Annotated in this window: 9 protein-coding genes; 7 read left to right on the plus strand and 2 right to left on the minus strand. The window is 61.5% G+C overall.

Annotated features, from left to right (window positions below):
- Positions 1-12: 12 nt before the first annotated feature.
- Positions 13-795, minus strand: coding sequence for an ABC transporter substrate-binding protein (locus EN994_RS12995; protein WP_063167837.1), 783 nt, complete (start codon positions 793-795; stop codon positions 13-15).
- Between the two features lie 135 nt (positions 796-930).
- Between EN994_RS12995 and EN994_RS13000 the strand changes: the two genes are divergently transcribed.
- On the plus strand, positions 931-1,890 hold the full coding sequence (locus tag EN994_RS13000) for a LysR family transcriptional regulator (RefSeq protein ID WP_127224109.1): 960 nt from the start codon (positions 931-933) through the stop codon (positions 1,888-1,890).
- 15 nt (positions 1,891-1,905) lie between these two features.
- Here the strand turns inward: EN994_RS13000 and EN994_RS13005 are convergent, their stop codons facing one another.
- Positions 1,906-2,322, minus strand: a complete 417-nt coding sequence (locus EN994_RS13005) for an acyl-CoA thioesterase (RefSeq protein ID WP_024504355.1) — start codon at positions 2,320-2,322, stop codon at positions 1,906-1,908.
- Positions 2,323-2,519: 197 nt separating this feature from the next.
- Between EN994_RS13005 and EN994_RS13010 the strand changes: the two genes are divergently transcribed.
- From EN994_RS13010 to EN994_RS13035, 6 genes are all read left to right on the plus strand, one after another.
- On the plus strand, positions 2,520-2,768 hold the full coding sequence (locus EN994_RS13010) for a ParB N-terminal domain-containing protein (protein WP_013532091.1): 249 nt from the start codon (positions 2,520-2,522) through the stop codon (positions 2,766-2,768).
- A gap of 199 nt (positions 2,769-2,967) precedes the next feature.
- Positions 2,968-3,453, plus strand: coding sequence for an SRPBCC family protein (locus EN994_RS13015; protein ID WP_024504356.1), 486 nt, complete (start codon positions 2,968-2,970; stop codon positions 3,451-3,453).
- Positions 3,454-3,493: 40 nt separating this feature from the next.
- Entirely contained in the window at positions 3,494-4,450 is a 957-nt protein-coding gene (locus EN994_RS13020) for an alpha/beta hydrolase (protein WP_063167839.1), read from the plus strand.
- A gap of 187 nt (positions 4,451-4,637) precedes the next feature.
- On the plus strand, positions 4,638-5,036 hold the full coding sequence (locus tag EN994_RS13025) for a GFA family protein (protein ID WP_013532088.1): 399 nt from the start codon (positions 4,638-4,640) through the stop codon (positions 5,034-5,036).
- Between the two features lie 185 nt (positions 5,037-5,221).
- A complete protein-coding gene (locus EN994_RS13030) occupies positions 5,222-5,419 on the plus strand; it encodes a hypothetical protein (protein ID WP_027162632.1) in 198 nt (65 codons plus the stop codon).
- Between the two features lie 189 nt (positions 5,420-5,608).
- On the plus strand, positions 5,609-6,481 hold the full coding sequence (locus tag EN994_RS13035) for an undecaprenyl-diphosphate phosphatase (RefSeq protein ID WP_013532086.1): 873 nt from the start codon (positions 5,609-5,611) through the stop codon (positions 6,479-6,481).
- Positions 6,482-6,626: the final 145 nt, after the last annotated feature.

Raw genomic sequence — 6,626 nt, forward strand, 5'->3', positions numbered from 1 at the left:
AGCCAGGAGAGATCAGCGGATGTCGCTGCCGACCCACTTCATCGAGATCTTTTCGTAGCTGCCGTCCGCCAGCATGTCGTCCAGCGCCTTCTGCATCGCAGCCTTGAGCTCCGGATTGTCCTTGCGGATGGCGATGCCGATGGCAACAGCGCCGCCTTCGATATCGGGCGTGTTGAGCTTGCGGACCTTCTCGCCCGTCTCCTTGACGGCAACCATGACCGGAATGTTGTCGACGACTATCGCGTCGACGCGGCCGGCCCTCAGCTCCAGCAGCATTTCCGGCAGGCCCTTGTAGGTACGGATATCCCAGCCACCCTTTTCGCGCGCCCATTTCTCATGCGTCTCGCCCAGCGTCACGCCAATGGTCTTGCCCTTGAGGTCGTCGAGGCTCTGCACTTTCGACTGCTCGCTGACGAAAACGGCGCGGCCGGCGTGGTAGTAAGGCCCGACGAAATCGACCACCTTTTCACGCTCAGGCGTGATCGTCATCGAGCCAACGACGGTGTCGTATTTGTTGGCGAGCAGGCCGGCAATGATGCCGTCCCAGGCCGTGGTGATGATGGTGCCCTTGACACCGATGCGCTCGGCGATGGCCTTGCCGATATCGGCGTCGAAACCGACGACTTCATTCTGGTCGTTGACGAAGTTGAAGGGCGGATACTGACCGCTCATGGAAATCTTCAGCTCGCCCGCCGCCTTGATCTTTTCGAGGTCGTCGGCCCTGGCCGAAACGGCAGTGAAGGTCGACGCAAGCAGCAGGGCCGCAACGGCGATGCCGGAAAATACTCTGTTCATCTGATTTCCTCTCCTCTGGATGGCGCGCAAGGTTTGTTCTTGGGAGGCGTGCAGACGCTTTCCTGTCATCAATGATTGCCTTTGCGGTATCATTGCGCAAATAGATAATGCGAATAGAGAGCATAGATATCAGGAATGGTACTTCCACGCCCCGAACGGCTGGTCTGGGATCTCGACTGGAACCTTCTGAGGACATTCGTCGTCATCGCGGAGGTGAAGGGCATCACGCGAGCTGCGGAGCGACTGAACCTCAAGCAACCCAGCGTCAGCAATGCTCTGCGGCGACTGGAGGACCGGGTGGGCCGGCGTCTGGTCGAGCGCGACGCGACGCGCTTCGAACTGACCGAGGTCGGGCGGCTTCTCTACGAGCAGAGCGTCGAGGTGTTCGGCACCATATCGCAGTTGCCGCTGCTGATGCGCGGCATCAGCGACGATGTTACCGGCCATGTGATGATCGCGACGGCAAGCCATGTCGTCTCGCCGCTCTTTGATCAGGCGCTGTCCGAGTTCCACAGCAACTACCCGCACGCCAGCATCACCATTTCAGTCGCAGCAAGCACCGAAGTCGCCAAGCAGGTGAGGGAGCGGCGTGCTTCCTTCGGCATCTGCCTGGTCAGCCAGCGCGATCCGGCGCTGGAATATGCGATGGTCTACCGCGAGTTCTTCGGCTTCTTCTGTGGGCCGCAGCACAGGCTTTACGGGCAAACCGGGCTGACGCTGACCGATCTCCGAGGCGAGCCCTCGGTATCGTTCCAGACCGACCATATCTCGGATGCGTTGCGGCCGGTCGCGCTGTTGCGCAGCGAGGCCCGGCTCAATGCCGATGTCGTCGGCGTGTCCTCGAGCCTGGAAGAGGTGCGGCGCATGATCGTCGCCGGGTTGGGCATTGGGCCGCTGCCGCTGCACGTCGCGCGGCGGGATGTGGCGGATGGAATGCTGTGGCGGCTGCCGCCCTATGACGCGCCGCCGGCCATCGACATCTTCCTGCTGGTCAATCCGGACAAGGTGATGAACCGCGCCGAGAAGGCGCTGCTGTCAGGGCTGCAGACGCTGATTGCCGACACGCCCCTCGATGACCGCATCTACATAGGCTGACGGGCGGAGACAGGCTTATTCGATCAAGAAGGCCGAAGAGCGGTCGCGCATCGGCTCGTCCAGAGCGACCGAGGCGCGCGCGGCAAGGTCGAAGCGCACGCTTGTCGTCCGGCTCGATGCGCGGACAATGCCGTCGAGCGAGCCCAACATCACCTGTTCGAAGGTGATGGAGGTGCGGCCGATCTTCACGACATGCGAGCGGATGGTGATGAGTGCACCGGCTTTCGTTTCATGCCGATAGTCGATTTCGGTGCGCACGTCGGCCCATCCGATCTGCGACGCCTGGTTGTCGTCCTGTCCGGCAATATGGCCGAGAAGCTGGAAGCTGGCATCATCGAACATCGCCGCGTAGTGACGCACATTCACGTGCCCCATCACGTCGCACATCCAGGGATGAGCGACGCCGACAAAGGTGACGAGAGATTTGCTCATGGGGATTTGCTCCGTGGCCTTCGACGATCGCGCAGACGCAATATCGAAACGCGCGACGACAGGCAAACGATCTGCTGTCCCTGGCATCTTCGAACCGAGAATGGCCTTCGGACTTCGTATTCGTTAGCCGCACCCTTGGCCACCTCCATCAAACGGACTATTTCAGGGGTGGCGGCGTTTCCGCCACGGGGGTCGGCATGCTCAGAGTGCAAAAGGTCAAGGTCGACGAGATCTACGTGCCGACGGCGCGCAAGAAAACGCTGCATCCCGAGACCGTCCGCCATCTCGCCGAGGACATTCTGGAAAACGGCATGAAGACGCCGATCCAGGTCCGCCATGACGGCAAGCGCCACATCCTCGTCGAAGGCCTGCACCGGCTGGAAGCGGCAAAGTGGCTCGGCGAGACCGAGATCGAGGCCTATCTGGTGCAAGCCAAGCGCCACTAAGGCTTTGGCCCATCGATCACTTTGTCATCCTCGGGTCTCCGCGACGGAGCTGCGTTCGTGCTCCGCCCGTGGATGACGAAGGTGAGTGACGCCTCGGGTCAATCGAAACGGTGTCGCAAAATTTTCGCTGGCCGATGTCGGCTTGCGGTTCATCGGCTCGTCCTTGGGACGGAAGCCAGATCAAACGCAGGACGCCATCATGACCACCAAGCTCGACATCGCCCCCACCAACGACCGCGAACTGGTTCTCGCCCGCATCATCGATGCGCCGCGCGAGAACGTCTATCGCTGCTGGACCGATCCGAAACTGATCACGCGCTGGTTCTCTCCAAAACCGTGGACGACGCCGCGCGCGGAGATGGATGTGCGCGCCGGTGGCTCGAGCCTTGTCGTCATGGCCAGCCCGGACGGCAACGAGTTCCCCAACCCAGGTGTCTTCCTCGAAGTCGTTGCCGGCAGGAAGATCGTCCTCACCGACGCCTACACTGAGGCTTGGCAGCCTTCGGAAAAGCCGTTCATGACCGTCGCGCTGACCTTCGAGGACGAGGGCAACGGCAAGACCCGCTACATCGCTCGGGTCAGGCACTGGAGCGTCGCCGACCGCGAACAGCATGAGAAGATGGGGTTCCACGAGGGCTGGGGACAGTGCGCCGACCAGCTCGAAGAACTCGCCAAAACGCTTTGATCCGCATAACGCCTTGATATCGACAGGAGAGGAGATCGATATGTTCAAAACCCTGTTTTTCGCCATTTTTGCTTCGGCCGCAGCACTGCTTGCCTGCCCGGGCATCATCAATGCAGAGGAGACAAAACCTGCCATGACGACTGAAACGAATGCACTGCCGAAGCCGGAAAAGTCCGGCCTTCTGACGATCAACGGCCTGAACTACTACTATGCAATCTATGGCAAGGGCGAGCCGCTGCTTCTGCTGCATGGTGGTCTTGGCACCACGGATATGTTCGCGCCGATCCTGCCGAAACTTGCCGAAAACCGCACCGTCATCGGCGTCGACCTGCAGGGTCACGGCCGCACCGCGCTGGGTGACCGACCATTCACCGTGGAGGCGATGGGCGACGACATGGCCGCCATCGTCAAGGCGCTCGGTTACAGCCAGGTCGATGTCATGGGCTATTCGCTAGGCGGCGGCGTCGCCTTCCGCATGGCCGTCCAGCATCCCGAAGCGGTGCGCCGCCTCGTCTTGGTATCGACCGGCTACGCCACGGACGGCTTCTATGACGAGATGCGTCCGCAGCAGGCACAGGTGAGCGCAGCCGCGGCTGAGTTCATGAAGGACACGCCGATGTACAAATCCTACGTCGCGGTGGCGCCACATCCGGAGGAGTTCCCGAAGCTCCTCGATGCGCTGGGCGGCTTCATGCGTCAGAACCGCGATTACTCGGCCGATGTCGCCAAGCTGAAGATGCCTGTCATGCTGGTCTATGGCGACAGCGATATGTATAAGCCCGAACACGAGATCAAGTTCTATCAGATGCTCGGCGGCGGACTGAAGGACGCCGGCTGGATGCGCGAGAACTTGTCGCAGAACCGCCTGGCGATCCTGCCCAACCGCACCCACTACGATGTCTTCTTCGCCCCGGAGCTGACGGCCGCCGCGCTGCCGTTCCTAAACGGCCAGACCAAGGTCAAGACCTGGGACGAGGTCGTCGGCGAAATGGAGTGAACGCCAAAACCGCCGGCTGTTGGCGGGCAGCCGGCATTCCGTGGCTCCATGACGGCTTTCGGCGTCATGGCTTCATCCCAACTCGCATCAGCACAAGCGATGACATTGCATCAAAGCTTTTCAATTGACCCAATCGGCCCCGCCGATACGTTGCGCGCCTATTCTCTCCCACCAGTGGATCCAGACAATGGCAAGATATGAGGGCGGATGCCTGTGCAAGGCGGTGCGCTACCGCGCGGACGCGGCTCCCATCAACGAACGCGTCTGCCACTGCCGGCTTTGCCAGAAGGCGATCGGCGCCGCCTTCAACGCACGCGTGCTGTTTCGCATCGAGGACGTGACGATCGATGGGCCGCTGGCGACTATAGGCTCTTCACCGGATCTCAAGCGCGGCTTTTGCCCGAGCTGCGGCACAACGCTGTTCTCCCGACGTGATTCCGCAGGGATTATCGGCATCACCACCGGTTCGCTCGACGATCCCACGGTTTTCAAGCCGCAAATGCATATTTTCACGGCCTCGAAGCAGCCTTGGCTGGTGCTTGATGACGGCCTGCCGAAATACGAAGGCGCCCCTCCGCCAGGCTAATTTTTCCCTTCTCCCCTTGTTGTGGAAGAAGGTGGATCGACGCGCAGCGCCAGGGGAAGGGAAGAGCGCAAGCATGGCCAAAATTTAATCCAAATCGACACGAGATAGCCGGCAAAGCGTCATTGGCGAGCCATCTTTGTCGTCCTATTTAAGGGTCGCGGGTACGGCATTCGAGGAGACGACGGATGAACGACAGCATCAGCACCCTGGACGAGCTTTTGAGAGATCCGATGGTCCTGCTTGTGATGGAGCGCGATCGTGTGCGTCCCGAACAGGTGCGCATGCTGCTCGAACGGGCTCGCCGGCCTTCGACCGATGAGCCCGAAGTGCCGCCGGCGCATGTGATCGCCAGGACATGCCAGAAACTCTGGCTCTGCCCGTAGTCGCTTTGCGATTTTCCCTGTGTGCCTCAAGCCGGCCCCAAGGTGGGCCGGTTTTCGAACGGCGTGCACCTCGGCGTGCCAGCTTACAAATCCGTAAATTGATTATCCGGCCCATGACGATAAGGCTTGCCCGGGATTGACCGATGGTCGGTCCACGCAACTCCGATCTCTCATGCACGGAATTCGATTTTGGCCGATATCTGCACCCAAGGCCTCGACACGGGCTTCGTCGGCCTGGGGTTCGCCAAGGTGGCGTTCCTCGGCGTGGTGCAAGGCATCACGGAACTGCTGCCAATTTCCTCGACTGCCCATATGCGCATCGTGCCGGCCGTGCTCGGCTGGCAGGATCCTGGCTCCGCCTTCTCCGCCGCCATGCAGCTTGCGGCCCTTGCCGCGGTGGTCAGCTATTTCTGGAGCGACGTCAGGGATATCCTGTTTGGATCGCTCGACGCTCTGGCGCGACGCGATTTCGCCGACCGGCATTTCAAGCTGGCGCTCTGGATCGTGCTGGCGACGATCCCCATCGTCATCGCCGGCGTTGCGCTGTCGGGCCTGCTCAACGCCTGCAATTCGCCGCTGCGTAGCCTGACGGTGATCGGCTGGGCCTGCATCGCCATGGCGATCCTGCTGGCGCTGGCCGAGATCTTTGCCCGTCACCGGCGCAGCATGGGCGATGCGTCGCTGACCGATGCGCTGCTCGTCGGTATCGCCCAGATCGGCGCGCTTGTCCCCGGCGTCTCGCGCTCGGGCTCGACCCTGACAGCGGCACTGGGGCTCGGCTTCAAACGGGCCGAAGCGGCGCGCTTCTCGTTCCTGCTCGGGCTGCCTGCCATCGCGCTCGCCGGCCTCAAGGAACTCTGGGAACTGCACAAGGTCCATCTCGACGCCCATGGCTGGTCGGTGCTTGCTGTCGGGCTGGTCGTCGCGTCGATCTCCGCCTTCTTCGCCATATGGGGGCTGATGCGCGTGCTGGAGCGTTTCTCGGCTTGGCCGTTCGTCATCTATCGCGGCCTGCTCGGCATCGTCTTGTTGTCGAGCGTCGCCATGGGATGGCTCGTCTAAGGCAGTTCCACAGTATCGCTTGAAACGGGCTATATCCGTACCGGACCTCGAACTTCGATTCCGGTACGCACATGGATTTTTTGACCCTCCTGCAATCGGTGCCACTGTTGCTGGCGATGGCCAAGGGGGCGCTGCCGTCGGTGGC

This window comes from Mesorhizobium sp. M7A.F.Ca.CA.002.09.1.1 (assembly GCF_003998555.1).
GTDB classification, from domain to species: domain Bacteria; phylum Pseudomonadota; class Alphaproteobacteria; order Rhizobiales; family Rhizobiaceae; genus Mesorhizobium; species Mesorhizobium ciceri.

Bases quoted from the DNA above. Each gene is read 5' to 3' on its own strand.
- EN994_RS13000 (WP_127224109.1), top strand. From the start codon at position 931: ATGGTACTTCCACGCCCCGAACGGCTGGTCTGGGATCTCGACTGGAAC.
- EN994_RS13020 (WP_063167839.1), top strand. From the start codon at position 3,494: ATGTTCAAAACCCTGTTTTTCGCCATTTTTGCTTCGGCCGCAGCACTG.
- EN994_RS13015 (WP_024504356.1), top strand. From the start codon at position 2,968: ATGACCACCAAGCTCGACATCGCCCCCACCAACGACCGCGAACTGGTT.
- EN994_RS13030 (WP_027162632.1), top strand. From the start codon at position 5,222: ATGAACGACAGCATCAGCACCCTGGACGAGCTTTTGAGAGATCCGATG.
- EN994_RS13025 (WP_013532088.1), top strand. From the start codon at position 4,638: ATGGCAAGATATGAGGGCGGATGCCTGTGCAAGGCGGTGCGCTACCGC.
- EN994_RS12995 (WP_063167837.1), bottom strand. From the start codon at position 795: ATGAACAGAGTATTTTCCGGCATCGCCGTTGCGGCCCTGCTGCTTGCG.
- EN994_RS13010 (WP_013532091.1), top strand. From the start codon at position 2,520: ATGCTCAGAGTGCAAAAGGTCAAGGTCGACGAGATCTACGTGCCGACG.
- EN994_RS13005 (WP_024504355.1), bottom strand. From the start codon at position 2,322: ATGAGCAAATCTCTCGTCACCTTTGTCGGCGTCGCTCATCCCTGGATG.